General features: G+C 57.9%; 12 protein-coding genes and 1 pseudogene. 9 read left to right on the top strand and 4 right to left on the bottom strand.

Translation table 11 applies throughout. The annotated features are described in order from the left end of the window. Together OLZ32_RS37790 and OLZ32_RS37795 are read left to right on the top strand one after the other, a co-directional pair. On the top strand, nt 1–1,275 hold a 1,275-nt coding region (locus OLZ32_RS37790), incomplete at its 5' end, for an MATE family efflux transporter (protein WP_264425456.1). A 206-nt stretch (nt 1,276–1,481) separates the two neighbouring features. Continuing rightward, a complete protein-coding gene (locus OLZ32_RS37795; RefSeq protein ID WP_264425459.1) occupies nt 1,482–2,129 on the top strand; it encodes a 4'-phosphopantetheinyl transferase family protein in 648 nt (215 codons plus the stop codon). A 228-nt stretch (nt 2,130–2,357) separates the two neighbouring features. On the opposite strand, the gene OLZ32_RS37800 is transcribed toward OLZ32_RS37795, so the two are convergent. Continuing rightward, on the bottom strand, nt 2,358–3,083 hold the full coding sequence (locus OLZ32_RS37800; RefSeq protein ID WP_264425460.1) for a response regulator: 726 nt from the start codon (nt 3,081–3,083) through the stop codon (nt 2,358–2,360). Between OLZ32_RS37800 and OLZ32_RS37805 the strand changes: the two genes are divergently transcribed. From OLZ32_RS37805 to OLZ32_RS37835, 6 genes and pseudogenes are all read left to right on the top strand, one after another. After that, the gene (locus OLZ32_RS37805) at nt 3,066–3,482 is read left to right on the top strand and encodes a cyclic nucleotide-binding domain-containing protein (protein ID WP_264425462.1); all 417 of its coding nucleotides are present in this window, start codon (nt 3,066–3,068) and stop codon (nt 3,480–3,482) included. The genes OLZ32_RS37800 and OLZ32_RS37805 overlap by 18 nt on opposite strands. A 116-nt stretch (nt 3,483–3,598) precedes the next feature. Continuing rightward, nucleotides 3,599–3,730, top strand: coding sequence for a hypothetical protein (locus OLZ32_RS37810; protein WP_264425464.1), 132 nt, complete (start codon nt 3,599–3,601; stop codon nt 3,728–3,730). 53 nt (nt 3,731–3,783) lie between these two features. Beyond that, entirely contained in the window at nt 3,784–3,900 is a 117-nt protein-coding gene (locus OLZ32_RS37815) for a hypothetical protein (RefSeq protein ID WP_319641419.1), read from the top strand. Between the two features lie 691 nt (nt 3,901–4,591). Then, nucleotides 4,592–5,944, top strand: coding sequence for an oxygen-independent coproporphyrinogen III oxidase (gene hemN / locus OLZ32_RS37820; protein ID WP_264425466.1), 1,353 nt, complete (start codon nt 4,592–4,594; stop codon nt 5,942–5,944). Between the two features lie 60 nt (nt 5,945–6,004). Further along, nucleotides 6,005–6,499, top strand: coding sequence for a hypothetical protein (locus tag OLZ32_RS37825; protein ID WP_264425468.1), 495 nt, complete (start codon nt 6,005–6,007; stop codon nt 6,497–6,499). Between the two features lie 339 nt (nt 6,500–6,838). Continuing rightward, nucleotides 6,839–7,904, top strand: a pseudogene (locus OLZ32_RS37835) (sensor histidine kinase); the annotation flags it as partial. Between the two features lie 158 nt (nt 7,905–8,062). Here the strand turns inward: OLZ32_RS37835 and OLZ32_RS37840 are convergent. The 3 genes from OLZ32_RS37840 to OLZ32_RS37850 all read right to left on the bottom strand — a co-directional run bounded on the left by OLZ32_RS37840 (nt 8,063) and on the right by OLZ32_RS37850 (nt 11,432). Next, nucleotides 8,063–8,506 carry a pseudoazurin gene (locus OLZ32_RS37840; RefSeq protein ID WP_264425471.1) on the bottom strand — a complete coding sequence of 148 codons (444 nt, stop codon included), beginning with the start codon at nt 8,504–8,506 and terminating at the stop codon, nt 8,063–8,065. Between the two features lie 242 nt (nt 8,507–8,748). Beyond that, complete coding sequence (locus OLZ32_RS37845) at nt 8,749–10,674, bottom strand: PAS domain S-box protein (protein WP_264425473.1); 1,926 nt, start codon at nt 10,672–10,674, stop codon at nt 8,749–8,751. Nucleotides 10,675–10,700: 26 nt separating this feature from the next. Continuing rightward, a complete protein-coding gene (locus OLZ32_RS37850; protein ID WP_264425498.1) occupies nt 10,701–11,432 on the bottom strand; it encodes a Crp/Fnr family transcriptional regulator in 732 nt (243 codons plus the stop codon). A 237-nt stretch (nt 11,433–11,669) separates the two neighbouring features. Here OLZ32_RS37850 and ccoN point away from each other — a divergent pair, with 237 nt between their 5' ends. Next, complete coding sequence (ccoN, locus tag OLZ32_RS37855) at nt 11,670–13,292, top strand: cytochrome-c oxidase, cbb3-type subunit I (protein ID WP_264425475.1); 1,623 nt, start codon at nt 11,670–11,672, stop codon at nt 13,290–13,292. The last annotated feature ends 1 nt before the right edge of the window (nt 13,293 follow it).

Genomic DNA, 13,293 nt, shown 5'->3' on the forward strand with positions numbered 1-13,293 from the left:
AATGCACTTCAGCAGTTCGTGAATGCAATCTTTGTGGGGACACTCAGTGTGCAGGCTATCGCCGCGGTCAGCATAACTTTGCCCATCGTACTCCTGCTCACCTCAGTCGGGCAGGGAATCGGTGTCGGCACAGCTTCGTTCGTGTCGCGCAATCTTGGCGCTGGCAATTCAGCGGAGGCGAGTCGAGGCGCGAGCTCGGCACTTGCTCTGGCGGCTCCGATCGGAGTCGCAATTACTGTCGCTTTGCTTTTCAGGCTGCGCGACGTTCTCGCTTTGCTCGGTGCCAGTCGGACAATAATGCCAGCCGCGCTCGAATACACATCGACGCTCCTATTAGGCTACACTCTCATGCTGTTGAACATGGTCAACGGGTCCATCGTGAGGGCCGAGGGTAACACTCGATTCAGCATGTGGACCATGATTACGGCTTTTACGCTGAATGCCCTGCTCGATCCGATCCTAATTTTTTTGCTGGATCTCGAAGTTCGCGGCGCGGCGCTCGCAACACTGTTGTCTCAGATCGCCGCCACCAGCCTCTACGCCGTATATTTCGTGAAGCAGCGTGGGATTGTCCGGGTCCGACCTTCCTACATCACTTTGAGGGGCGACCGCGTAAAGCAGATTACCGCCGTTGGAGCTCCCGCAACCATCACCGGTATGTTGTCTGCTGTTGCTTTCGTGCTCTTGTACAGGGCTGCTGCACCATTCGGCGACGATTCCATTGCCGCAGTGGGTATAGCCTCACGATTGTTAACAATCGGGGCACTCCCGATCATGGGCCTATGCATAGGCTCCCAGGCGATTCTCGGCTTCAGCTGGGGAGCACAGGATTTCGCTCGGGCACAGAAGGCCGCCAAGTTCATGCTATCCGTGGCCTTTGCATTTTCAGCTACCTTTTCTGCTGTGGTTGTGATTTTTGCGCGGCCAATCGTCCGACTTTTGAGCGATAGCGAGGACGTGGCTGAAATCGCTGTCTCGACCTGCATCGTGTTCCATCTCTTTTTCGGGCTCTTTGGTGTTCAGTACGGTGTAATAACCATGCTTCAGTCGTTCGGGAGAGCAAGTCTGAGCGCGGTCGTTTCCTTCGCAAGGCAAGGATATCTCTTTGTGCCAGCCATACTACTGTTGCCGGATATTTGGGGCTTCAAAGGACTATTGATCAGCCAGGCAGCTGCTGAGCTGCTGGCTGGGCTGCTGGCTGTATTTGTAATGCTCAGGCAGTTCCGCGATCTCAAAGGTAGGCTCCTTTCCCGGCCAATGAGCGGTGAACGCTGAGAGCTGAGGCGAACGTGGCGATCATTTAGGACCTGCTTTGGATTATAACTGGCCCAGCCGGATCCAATGAGAGGGTCATCCCTACCCTTAGCTGCTAATGCTGAATCCGGTTCAAATGGCATGGGCGGGGACGCGCCGTCGCCGCAAGCGCGATTTTGCATGAGGTTCCCAACAGCACTTTGTGCTAGAGCGCGAGGAAGTCGCAGATGATAGAAACGCTGCTTCCATCAAATGTTGCCGTGCAGACTTGTCGAGCAAGTGAAGGTAGCGGTGTCAAAGTGATGGCCGAAGAAGAGAGTGCAATCGCCACCGCAGTCAAAAGCAGAAGGCGTGAATTCTCGATCGGGCGGACCTGTGCTAGAGCGGCATTGTCCAAGCTTGGCTTTCCTCCGTGCGCGATCCCAAGTGGGCCTCACCGGGAACCGCTTTGGCCGACTGGCATCGTGGGCAGCATAACACACTGCGGTGGATTCTATGCCGCGGCTGTGGCCTTGGAGAAAGACTACGTTGCGCTTGGTATCGATGCAGAAGTCGACGAGGAGCTGCCCCCAGGCGTATTGTCGCTCGTTTCGGGTGTCGAGGAGCGATATTGGATTGACAACGCGTCCGGACGCCTCAATTGGGGACGGCTGCTCTTTAGCGCTAAGGAGAGCATCTTTAAGGCGTGGTTCCCGCTTACACGTGAATGGCTGGGCTTCGAGGATGCCGTGGTCACAATCGTTCCGGACGATGGGTCATTTGTTGCTCAGCTTCCGCACACACTCGTGCCGGCGAACGATTGTCCGCGGGAGCTCCACGGCCGCTTCCTTATTGCAAACGGACTTATACTGACTGCAGTTTTCATTGCGGCCTGATCCCTTCAAGAGCGTCAAGCTGCCGTTGCCGTTGGTCGTGCTGTCGAAGAGCTTCTCGAGCGATATCGAGTCGCGCCAGTGGAAAGTGCCGGTCGGCTGAGCGGGGCGGCCGTGCTGAAGCCTTGAGCGACGCGGCTCGAATGATATCGAGCGATCGCAGCCGAACGACGAAGCAGCCCGCATTCGGCCATAAACCGGATCGCGGAGCCGTTATCGGCTTTGATAGTATCAATCCAGTTTAGCAGTGAAGACGTAGCCCACGCCGCGCACGGCCTTGATTAATTGCGGCCTCTTCGGATCGGTCTCGATCTTGCGGCGTAGCCGGACGATTTGGGCATCAATCGTGCGATCGAAGGCTTCGAGGTTTCGGCCTCTGGTCAAATCCATCAACGCGTCGCGGCTGAGGACCCTACCGGCATGGCGCACAAAGGTCGTCAGCATATCGAATTCGCCGGTCGTCAGTTCTACCTCCGCACCTTCGGGATCGAGAAGCTGGCGGCGATTGAGATTGAGCTTCCAATCCGCGAAACCGATGACCTGGTCGCTGATGGACTCGGCATTGCGTACCGACGATTGCCGCCGACGCAGGACCGACTTCAAGCGTGCGTGGACTTCCCTCAGGTGGAAGGGTTTGGCAATGTAATCGTCGGCGCCGACCTCCAGGCCGACAATACGGTCGACCACATCGTCGCGGCCTGTCAGCATCATGATCGGGACATCGGACTGGGCGCGAATTTCGCGGGCGAGATCAAGGCCGTCCGCCCCGCCAGGAAGGACGAGATCGAGCAGGATGGCATCGAAATTCTGCTGACGCAGATATACCCGCATCTCGATCCCGTCGGAAGCGGAAGAGACCGCGTAACCCTCTTCTTGGAAATAGCGCGTCAACATATGACGAATGCGCGGATCGTCGTCGACGACGAGAAGATGCGCGTCATGCTGAAGTATTGCCATCGTCCATCCGTCGAGCCAATTCTGGTTACAGACTGTTACCCAATTGCACCGTGTTTAACACGCGTGGCATCGCAGTGTCACCAGCAGCAGGTCAATTGTCCTCATTCACAGCACGGAGGGACGATCATTCTGCGGGAAGAGAATTTTACCCGCTCGGGAAATCACCAACGTCGCGCTTCTCGGGTCCAGACCGAACTGCCTGCAGGGGCTTTTCAGGAAGCAGCCAATAGAGCTGGCCAGTCGCTGTTCTTAGAGGGCGACACTGCCAAGCATCTCTTCGAGGTGATCGAGGGAAACCTGCGCATCTTCAGAATCATCTCCGACGGTCGCCGCGTCATCACCGGCATTGCATACCGGCGACATCGTCGGCGTATCGTTGAAGAACCATTATCTCTATAGCGCCGAAGCCATCGCCGATACCAAGGTCCGGCGCGTCTCACTCAGGGCCTTCGAGCCCGAGGTCAGCCATTCGCCGGAGCTGCGGCCGGAAAACCTTCGCACGCCTATGCGACGAAATGGCCGCTGCCCAGGACCAGATGGCGATCCTGTCCCACAAGAATGCCGAGGAGCAGGTCTGCAGCTTTCTATTGAAGCTGCTTCACCGCAATCCCAACCATCGCCGGTCCAGTGCCTCGTCGAGCCGATGACGCGGCTTGACATTGCCGACTACCTCTGACTGACGATCGAGACAGTTTCGCGAATAATGACGAAGCTGACGAATAAAGGAGTCTTGGCTTCGGCCGGTCGCGGAACGCTCGTGCACCTCTCCGACGACGACGACGAATACGGTGGCGACGAGCGGGGCTTTGTCCCTTAGATGCCGGAGGACGTCGCCACTGATCCCGAAATGAGAGGACAAGGGTCCCACGCGCGCCGCCATCTACGGACATCAATTGCGGTGAGCAGAATCAAGTCGCCGTCTATTTCATTTGCGCCAAGGCGGTTCGCCGCGATTTGGCAAAACGTATCGACGTACTGAAGAAAGCGGGCTTCGGCCGCCCGCGGCGGCGGCGCGATTGATAGCAGTGCGCGTCGTGAGACAATAACGGGTTTCATGTCGTCACCAAATGCACTTCCATCCGTCCCGACTTATCTTGTGCATTGAAGCTGGCGGTGACGACATCGTGTGGCATTGATCTGCTCTGGTCGTCTGCTGTCGTCACACGGTTGCTCGCTGTCTCCAAGTCAAAACTGCGTCGGAGAAAGCGCCCGTCCAGGCAAGCGCTGCCGTCCATCGTGCTGCGAAGTTTCTCTCGAAGTTATGACGTCGGCGTGAAAACACTTTGATCTAGGCCAACCCGATGTTGGTTTGGTGACTGATGGTGCTTGCGACAAATGCCGATTAGTACAGGCACGAACTCCTATTGATGTCAGTACTTCGGCAGAGCTGACCTTGGTGGTGACAAGTATCCAGATAATTCATATCGGACGCCATCATTGACTTGGGACAAGGAAGCTCGCGCGGTCGGTGGTCATAAAGCATCCTGTTTTTGACAAAGGATGCGACAATGTCCGACTGTTTGGTCGCCAAATATGGTGACGCGCGGCTTCCCCGTTATACGAGCTATCCAACGGCGCCAGCTTTCTCGGCCGCCGTGGGGCCGGATGAATATGCAAAGGGACTGGCAAACGCAGGGGAAGCCGGACCTGTCTCCGTTTATCTCCACGTACCGTTTTGCCACTCGATGTGCTGGTACTGCGGCTGCCACACGACCATCACCCGGCAGGACGCTCCGGTTCTCGAATACCTGGATGTCATGAGCCAGGAGATCGAACTCGTCTCGTTTGCGGCCGGAAACGACGTTCCCGTGAAGAACGTTCATTTCGGCGGCGGTACCCCGACGATCATGAAGCCGCGGGAGTTTTCCGCTCTCATGGCGAAGCTGCGGAGCGCGTTCCGGTTCGAGGCCGGTGCGAGCATCGCGGTTGAAATCGATCCACGCACCCTGACCTTTCCCATGGTCGAAACGCTGGGGGAAAACGGTGTCGATCGCGCAAGTCTTGGCGTCCAGAGCTTCGACCCGATCGTTCAGGCTGCGATCAATCGCATACAATCGTTCGAACAGACGGAGACGGCGGTCTCCGGGCTACGCGCCGCAGGCGTCGCTAGCGTCAACTTCGATTTGATTTACGGTCTGCCGAAGCAGACGGTGCAGTCCTGCATCGAAACCGTCAGCTTGGCCGCGCAGCTGCGTCCGGACCGTTTTGCCGTTTTCGGCTATGCCCACATACCCGCCTTCAAGAAGCATCAGCGTCTCATAGACGAAACGTCACTTCCCGATGCAAGTCAGCGAAACGAGCAGGCCGAAGCGATCGCACAGGAGCTTGAAAGAGCCGGATATGTGCGCATCGGGCTTGATCACTTCGCCTTGCCGGACGATCAGCTTGCTGTCGCTGCGCGCAACGGCACGATGAGAAGGAACTTCCAGGGCTATACTGCGGATGACTGCGATACCCTCATCGGCCTCGGAGCTTCGGCGATTGGGCGCTTGCCGATTGGCTACATGCAGAACCACGTGCCGCTCGGCCTCTACGCAGGGCGGGTCGCATCCGGCATCCTGCCGACAGCCAAGGGATACCTGCTGACCGAAGAGGACAAGCTTCGGGCCAAGATAATCGAGAGCCTTATGTGCGATTTCGAAGTAGATCTCGGAAAATTGAGCAAGGAAGCGGGTTTCGACGCCGGATTCCTCATCGAACGAAACGAGCGGCTCGGCGAACTCCTGGCCGATGGAGTCGCAATGATTTCGGAAGATCGGATCGTCGTGTCGCAGGACGCACGGTTCATGGTCCGTGCGGTTGCGGCGGCATTTGACGCTTACTTCGGTTCCTATGGACGCAAGCACACCAAGGCTGCTTGATCGGCGCGCCGATTGCTTGTTCTGCGCTGAAATCATCCCGCTCTTCCGGAGGCAAATAAGATGAAGAACTCGATCTCGAACAGTTTCGCGGAACTGCAAAGTTGCTATGACCAACTCATGTCGTTGTGCGACGTGCTCCAGGCTATCGCCGACTTCCTGCCTTGCCACGTCGAAGAAGGCCTATGCGGTCGTATTTCGAGCGGTCTGATGTCGCTGTTGCTTACCACGCACCAGCTCGAAGAGGACTTGATCTCATCCGGCCTCGGGCTGATCATGAACGCCGGAGAGCAGGCCGAGGCGGAGGAACGCCGGCGGGCGGGTCGTTTGTTTGATCGTGCTGCCGCGCAGGTCGTAGTCGTCATCCTGCAAGCTCTGGGTGAGGGGCGCTGCCGGCTCTCCCGGGAAACCGTCGGATATCAGCTGCGTTCATTCTTTTGCTCGATGCGCAGGCGCATCACGTCGGAACGCGAGATCATGAGTTTGATCGAGCGGGCGATGGAGCGCGAACAAGCGTCGCGTTTGCCGGAGGAGGTTTCTCGGATGGAAAAGGCCTGAGCAACGCAAATTCTCAATCCACTCACGCTCTTGTATCGCCTTAGGTCGGTCGCTTCGGATGAGGCTTGGTCTCCGCTCGACGCTAACCTGAATATGGTCTGGTCGACAGCAAACAGACAGCTTGCGACCCCTATCCAGTTGCTTGTCGCCTGATGGAAGGCAAAGCAAAGGATCGAACTATGAAATTGAAGCTGGTCGCCGCCCTCGCAATCCCGGTTGCAACACCGGCTCTGGCGCTTGCCAGCCCAAGCTACACGAAGGAATCGAAGTCCAAATGGATGCCTGAGAACGTTATCAAGGCAAAAATCGACACGATGGGCTGCAAGGTGAAAACCTTGACGCTACTCGCACCGGCAAACTGGCTACGTCGCGCGCATTCGCGACGGGCGCGGAGACTTGATTTTCGAATCGTGCGACGATGCCTGCGAAAGCCGTTTCCTGCCCGCGGAGGTCAATTCTCCGGATTTCTGGCTCCGGACCATAAAGCCTCGAAAACCTCTTACGCTCGTTGGCGGACGCGCTTTTAAAATTGGCGAGCAGCGGATCGTCGTCGATGTTGCCACCATAGGCGATCCGCAGAACCTCACGTCCAACGTCTTATGGAACGAAATCCTCGAACATATGATCGTGCCGATGAGCATCCTGCATGGCCTCGTTCTCGGCGCGACCCTCTGTCCGTGCACAGCGCTCTCAAGCCTGCGATGGACGACAAATCCCATCTGCCGTTCGAGAGGATGCCACGTGAAATCGCCCATCTGGCGGTGGCTGTAAACCGGGCGTTTTAGCGTGTCGGCGAACTCATGCGGTCGCAAAGGATACTGACATCCGGTATCGCGCACGAGGTGCGCACGCCGCATGCTGCGATCAAACTCGAACTCGGCCATATCGACCATCCAAGGGCGCGCAAGGCTGAAGCCGATCTTGACGACCTCGTCCGTTTCATTGGTCAGTTGACGGCGCTGGCTCGGCTGGACACCTTTGATCACAGCATGTTTGAAGAAGTCGATCTGGTTGTCTTGTGCGCAGGCGTCGCCGAGCAGCTCGCTCCGTGGATTTACGAGAACAAGCACTCCCTCGAATTGTCCTCTCGCGCCGAAACGGCAATTGTCAAAGGCATGCCAGCCTTGCTGAAGGATGCCCATAGATTAGCAATCTCATCGAGAATGCGGTTCGCCATACACTCGACTTCACGAACATCACCGTCAGAGTGGGAGAATGTGGTATCCAGGTCGAAGACCGACGGGATGTCCAGCGAGCAGTTTCCGGCCACCGCATCCAAAACTCAGACGGTCTTGGCATAGGATTGTCTATCGTTGAACGGTTCGCGGAACTTCACAATGGATCGTTGCGGCATTCCGTTTCACGACATGGCCACATCTTCAATCTCGTGTCGCCGGTTCGGTAAAGCAATATAAATTTCTCATTTATTGTGGTTGCGCGCTGCCATATCGGCCACCGGCACAGGTCCTCTCTGCCACGAAAGCGATTGTCATGAGCTTGAGCATTTGGTCCTCCATCGTGCGGGATGGCCGCGAAGCGCGTCCAACCGCATCCCTCGGTTAATTACTGGGTAATCTGCGCCAGGTCGGCGTCCAACCTCTTGCGCACCATGTTCGGCACCTTTGCCGTCTTGATCGCCTCGATGTTCGCCGGGTTGTCGCCGACCTGGATCAGCGCAACCATGCCCATCCCGACATGCGGCGTGCACTTCAGCACATAGGCGCCCGGAACGTCGAACTTCGCCTGATACTGCTCGCCCGGCTTGGACTTGAACTCGGAAACGCCATCGGGGATGAGCCCCTTGAAGGTCTCGACGTTGTGGCTCTTGTCGATGGGTACGAACGTCACGGTATCGCCGGGTGCGATTTTCAAGAAGCCGGGCTCGAACACCATCGCGCCGTCCGTGCCCTTGTTAAGCATCTGAACCTGATGGTCGGCGGCCGTCAATGGCGCTGCCGAAGTAATCAGGGCTGCCGTTGCAGCGATCAGACTGAACTTCAAACGCATTCGCATATCTCCTGTTCTGCGAGGACCGGTTTGGCCTCGTAAATAGTTTCTAAGACATGCAGGACCGGGTTCTTTGATACTCGTCAAACTCATGGAGAAACTGGTAATTCGGCTTGAAAACATCAGCATCGAGGACTCGTCCGCGAGAAGGCGCTGGTCGTCATCAACTGACGAAACGACCGACTTCGCGCAGCACTATCGGCTCCGCCAAGGTCGATCATAACAAGCCGGACACGGCTGCGTCACTTCGCGTTGAGAAGTTCGCGAATCTTCAAGGCGAGATCTTTTGCGGTATAGGGCTTGCGCAGCCATTGCGCGCCAGGAACAATGCCTTTGCCGGCCAAACCGGGCTCGGAATATCCCGACGTGAAGAGCACGGCGATATCAGGCCGCAAAATGCGAACCTCGCGCGCGAGTTCGTCCCCCGTCATCCCGCCAGGCATGACGATATCGGTAAACAACAGCGCGACGTCAGGGTTTTCCTGCAGGAGGTCGAGCGCCCGGTGGCCGTTTTCGACTTCACAAACCTTATAGCCCATCGAAGCCAGCCTGGCGACGGCGACGCGGCGGACTCGGGCGTCGTCTTCGACGACTAGCACCACTTCGTCTCCGCGCGGCAGCTGGTTCTCGCCGGAATCTTGGTCCGGCGCAGGCTCTTGGAGCTTCGCAGCGATGATGGCGGGTAGATATATTCGGGCGGTCGTGCCGCGTCCAACCTCGCTGTAAAGCTGAAGGTGCCCGCCCGATTGCTTCACGAAGCCATAGACCATGCTCAGCCCGAGACCGGTGCCCGAACCGACTTCCTTTGTGGTGAAGAACGGTTCCATCGCGCGTTTCCTGACCTCTTCGGTCATGCCGATGCCGGTATCCGTCATCGTGATGAGCACGAAATTGCCGGTGCGTACCTCCGGATACATCTTCGCATAGTCGGCATCGAGGTGTACCCGTGAGATGGTTGTGGTGAGGCTGCCGCCCTTCGGCATCGCGTCCCTTGCGTTCAAGGCGATGTTCAGAATGGCGTTCTGAAGTTGCGAACTGTCAACAAGGACATTCATGCCCGATCCGTCGATGACGGTCGAAAGCTTTATATCTTCACTGAGCGTCCGCCTGAGCAGATCCGAGAAGCCGCTCACGAGTTGGCCAAGATCCGCCTGTTTGGGGTTCAAAGGCTGCCGCCGGCCAAAAGCCAGCAGTTGACCTGTGAGAATGGCCCCGTCCGCCGCCGCTGACTGGGCTTCGCCGAGGATTTCACGAAGATTGCCGGGCGGCAGCTTATACTCGATCATTTCGAGATTGCCGCTGATGACGGTGAGGAGATTGTTGAAGTCGTGCGCGATGCCTCCGGTCAGCTGCCCGATCGCCTCCATCTTCTGCGCCTGGCGGAGATCCTCCTCGATCTTGAAACGGCTCGTCAGGTCCCGGACGAAGCCGGTGAAAATCCGCTCGCCGTTGGCGGTCGCCTCGCCGACATGCAATTCCATGGGGAATTGTGAACCGTCAGCCCGCTGTCCGGTCACGACGCGCCCGTAGCCGATGATGCGCTTCTCGCCGGTTTCGATATAGTGGCCGATATAGCCGTCGTGAGCGTCGCGGTAGGGGTTCGGCATCAGGTTGCTGACGTTACGGCCGCAGATCTGATCCGCCTGCATTCCGAACAGTTTTTCGGCAGCTTTGCTGAACGACAGCACCATTCCCTTATGATCGATCACCACCATTGCATCCGGCACGATATCGAGAATCGAACTGAGATGCGCCTCACGCGATTTGACCGCCTCCTGAGCCCGCCTCAACGCGCTGACATCACTATTCGTCTGGATGACGGCGAGGTCGCGATCCGGCAAATTGACCAGCACGCAGCGGGACGCGACATGAATATCATGGCCGCTCTTGTGGCGATGAACGATCTCGCCCTGCCAGAAGCCGCGCGATCTCAGCTGCTCGCGGATGTTTTCCGCTGGTACGGGAAACTTCGTCGCCAGTAGTTCGTCAATCTTTTCGCCCACGGCCTCCTCCCTGGCCCAGCCATACATGTTCTCGCAGCCGATGGACCAATGCGTGATCGTTCCGTCGAAACGGTGGACCAGGATATCTGCTCCGTCGAGCACGTGCACCATGGCATCCAGCTCCTGCGGCGATGCGGTTCTCGGTGACACGAGGCGGTGAGGCATGAATGTCGATCCCGCGACTTGTTGCATCAGTGCAGGTTGACCCTATGACAGGAATCGTCAGAACAATCATCAGCGTCGCCGGACAACTGTATCAGCCGGGCGAGATTGACGATTCGCAGTTCGTGCCTGCCCTCGGGAATAATGATGTTGCGCGATGCGAGTTTCGTGATCGTGCGAGACACGGTCTCGATGGTCAGGCCGAGATGGTCGGCAATGTCCTGGCGGTTCATGGGGACGCGCACCAGGCCCTGGCGCGGCCGCGGGTTGCGACGCGATGCAAGCTTGGCGATGAAGCTGCAGAGACGTTCCTCGGCATTCTTTTTCGACAACAGCACCATCTGTTCATTCGCTGCGGCCGCCTCCTGGCAAAGCAGCGAGATATAGGCCGGGCCGAGCGCCTCCGAACGAGCGACTTCTTCGTGGAAACTCTTGCGCGAGATGCGGCGGATCTTGCATTCGGTGACGGCCTCCGCCGTGAAAATGAAATCCTTTTGCAACGAGGCGCCGATGAGGTCGCCGGCGAAATGAAACGCGGTGATCACGCGGCGACCTTCGCCGATGATGCGATGCAGGCGAACGACACCTTCTTCCACTTGGAAGAGATGTTGCGCCTTGTCGCCTTCCCAGCAAATCGCCTTGCCGGCTGTGACGGATTCCGCCGCTGAGACAAGGAAAAGCGACGAAAGCGGTTGGCCGGCGTGAATGGCCTCACCGGTTCTCTCGGCATTGTCGAACGGATGGTTGTTCTGCATCAGTATCGTCGTGTCCCCTTGTGGCGATGGGTACAGTAGAAAGCTCATGCGTCACACGCGAATGAGCGGACGGTGCCAAAGAGTGAAAGATTGTAACAGTGTGTAACGGCGGCGGTTCGTCCGCGGCTTGGGGTCTGCTTGTTGATGTAGATCAAGGAGCCGTTGCCGGCTTCGTGACAGTCCTGCCTCGCAGAAAGAGAAAGCCGGCCCCGGGGCGGTCGTCTTTGCACTGGGGACGACATCATGAATTACACGACGGAAACGGTGGTGCTCGCGGTCGCGGCGTATCTAGCGATGCTCGGCGCCGCATTCGCGCACGATCATCTCTTTGCGGCCCATATGGGCATACTTTGCCTCTGCCTCGTTGCGGGAACGCTGCTGCTTGTCAGGAACGTCGAGTTTTCACCGGCGGGCCAACAGCGCAGAGTCGACATATCGAGTTATTTCGACGAAGTGATACGCTACGGTCTGATCGCCACGGTCTTCTGGGGTGTGGTTGGCTTCCTCGTCGGTGTCGTCATTGCGCTGCAGCTGGCTTTTCCTGACCTCAACATCGCACCCTATCTGAATTTTGGAAGGCTGCGGCCCGTTCACACGTCGGCGGTCATCTTCGCTTTCGGTGGCAACGCGCTGATCATGACGTCCTTTTACGTGGTGCAGCGCACCTGCCGCGCCCGCCTCTTCGGCGGCAGCCTGGCCTGGTTCGTCTTCTGGGGCTACCAACTCTTCATCGTCATGGCGGCGACCGGCTATGTGCTCGGCATCACCCAGGCCCGTGAATATGCCGAGCCAGAATGGTATGTCGACCTGTGGCTGACGATCGTCTGGGTCGCCTATCTCGGCGTCTATCTCGGTACGATCCTGAAGCGCAAAGAACCGCATATCTACGTGGCAAACTGGTTCTATCTCAGCTTCATCGTCACTATCGCGATGCTGCACGTGGTCAACAATCTTGCGGTTCCGGCCTCGTTCCTCGGCTCCAAGAGCTATTCTCTCTTCTCGGGCGTTCAGGATGCGCTGACCCAGTGGTGGTACGGCCACAACGCCGTCGGCTTCTTCCTCACCGCCGGCTTCCTCGGCATGATGTACTACTTCGTGCCGAAGCAAGCCAACCGGCCGGTCTATTCATACCGGCTTTCGATAATCCACTTCTGGGCCCTGATCTTCATGTATATTTGGGCCGGTCCGCACCATCTGCACTACACGGCATTGCCCGACTGGGCCCAGACGCTCGGCATGGTTTTCTCGGTCATGCTCTGGATGCCTTCCTGGGGCGGCATGATCAACGGTCTCATGACGCTCTCGGGCGCCTGGGACAAGATCCGCACGGACCCGATCATCCGCATGATGATCGTCGCCATCGCCTTCTACGGCATGTCGACCTTCGAAGGCCCAATGATGTCGGTGAAGACGGTCAATTCGCTCAGCCACTATACCGAATGGACGATCGGTCACGTGCATTCCGGCGCGCTCGGCTGGGTGGGCATGATCACCTTCGGGGCGATCTACTATCTGACGCCGAAACTATGGGGACGCGAACGTCTCTACAGCCTACGGATGGTCAACTGGCACTTCTGGCTCGCAACGCTCGGGATCGTGGTCTACGCCGCGGTGCTTTGGGTTGCCGGCATCCAGCAGGGGCTGATGTGGCGCGAGTACAATTCGCAGGGCTTCCTCGTCTATTCCTTCGCAGAAACGGTCGCTGCGATGTTCCCCTATTACTTGCTGCGTGCGGTGGGCGGAGCGCTCTATCTGGCGGGCGGTCTCGTCATGGCGTGGAACGTGTTCATGACGATCCGCGGTCGCCTGCGCGACGAGGCCGCAATCCCGACCACTATCGTGCCCCAGGCACAGCCTGCCGAATGAG

Origin of the sequence: Rhizobium acaciae (genome assembly GCF_025941625.1) — a bacterium.
Classification (GTDB): domain Bacteria; phylum Pseudomonadota; class Alphaproteobacteria; order Rhizobiales; family Rhizobiaceae; genus Rhizobium; species Rhizobium acaciae.

What these genes read in the sequence shown, in the direction of transcription:
- OLZ32_RS37795 (WP_264425459.1), top strand. Translation starts at nt 1,482, where the DNA reads ATGATAGAAACGCTGCTTCCATCAAATGTTGCCGTGCAGACTTGTCGA.
- OLZ32_RS37805 (WP_264425462.1), top strand. Translation starts at nt 3,066, where the DNA reads ATGCTGAAGTATTGCCATCGTCCATCCGTCGAGCCAATTCTGGTTACA.
- OLZ32_RS37800 (WP_264425460.1), bottom strand. Translation starts at nt 3,083, where the DNA reads ATGGCAATACTTCAGCATGACGCGCATCTTCTCGTCGTCGACGACGAT.
- OLZ32_RS37810 (WP_264425464.1), top strand. Translation starts at nt 3,599, where the DNA reads ATGGCCGCTGCCCAGGACCAGATGGCGATCCTGTCCCACAAGAATGCC.
- hemN (WP_264425466.1), top strand. Translation starts at nt 4,592, where the DNA reads ATGTCCGACTGTTTGGTCGCCAAATATGGTGACGCGCGGCTTCCCCGT.
- OLZ32_RS37825 (WP_264425468.1), top strand. Translation starts at nt 6,005, where the DNA reads ATGAAGAACTCGATCTCGAACAGTTTCGCGGAACTGCAAAGTTGCTAT.
- OLZ32_RS37840 (WP_264425471.1), bottom strand. Translation starts at nt 8,506, where the DNA reads ATGCGTTTGAAGTTCAGTCTGATCGCTGCAACGGCAGCCCTGATTACT.
- OLZ32_RS37845 (WP_264425473.1), bottom strand. Translation starts at nt 10,674, where the DNA reads ATGCCTCACCGCCTCGTGTCACCGAGAACCGCATCGCCGCAGGAGCTG.
- ccoN (WP_264425475.1), top strand. Translation starts at nt 11,670, where the DNA reads ATGAATTACACGACGGAAACGGTGGTGCTCGCGGTCGCGGCGTATCTA.